Source organism: Pseudescherichia vulneris (assembly GCF_902164725.1).
Lineage (GTDB): Bacteria > Pseudomonadota > Gammaproteobacteria > Enterobacterales > Enterobacteriaceae > Pseudescherichia > Pseudescherichia vulneris.
On record NZ_LR607338.1, the window covers coordinates 676,676 to 677,725 of the forward strand.

Below are 1,050 nucleotides of genomic sequence, written 5' to 3' on the forward strand. Positions count from 1 at the left end.
CAAACAGCACCAGAAACGTCAGTAATCGAAGCAGTAGTGGGTATTCCCGAGCGAGAAGCTGCCGGGAAGCATTGGCCAGCCTATTTCGAGCCGGGCCGTTATGAGGGTCTGCCGAACGACGTTTACCACGCTGCGAACGGGATCAGCAGCACCATGGTGAAAGACGCCCGTGTCTCTCTGATGTATTTCGAAGCGCGCCACGTCTCAAAGACAATAGCGCGCGAACGTTCCAAAGTCCTGGATATGGGCAACCTGGTGCATGCGCTGGCGCTGCAGCCGGAGACGCTGGCCGCCGAGTTCAGCATCGAGCCAGAAATTCCGGAAGGTGCTCTCACCACCACGGCGACGGTCCGCGCCTGCATTGACGAGTACAACGCCAGTCTGCCGCCGCAGCTGAGCGCTGACGATATCAAAGCGCTGCTGGAGGCCCATAACGCTACCCTGCCCGCGCCGCTGTCGCTGGGCACCTCAATAGACGAAACCGCTGAAAGCTATATGGCGCTGCCGGAGGAGTTTCAGCGCATCGAGGCCGATAAGAAACAGACCGCTGCAGCTATGAAGGCCTGCATCAAAGAGTACAACGCCACCCTGCCCGCTCCGGCAAAGACCACCGGCAGCCGTGACACGCTGCTGGAGCAGCTGGCGATCGTCAATCCTGACCTGGTTGCGCAGGAAGTGCAGAAGCCTGCGCCGCTGAAAGTGTCCGGTACCAAAGCGGATCTGATTCAGGCGCTTAAGGCGGTCCGACCGGATGCCGTATTCGCCGACGAACTGTTGGATGCCTGGCGCGAGAACCCCGACGGCAAGGTGCTGGTGACCCGCCAGCAGCTGGAGACTGCGCTGGCCATCCAGAAAGCGCTGCATGCGCACCCGACCGCCGGGAAGCTGCTGCTGCACCCGGATCGCGCCGTTGAGACCAGCTATTTCGGCATCGATGAAGAAACCGGTCTGGAAATCCGCGTGCGGCCTGACCTTGAGCTGGACGTGGATGGTGTGCGCATCGGTGCAGACCTCAAGGCGATCAGCATGTGGAACATTAAGCAGTCAGGC

At 60.8% G+C, this 1,050-nt stretch carries 1 pseudogene; it reads left to right on the forward strand.

Annotation, left to right across the window (positions count from 1 at the left end):
* Positions 1-1,050, forward strand: a pseudogene (locus FN633_RS02740) (hypothetical protein); the annotation flags it as partial.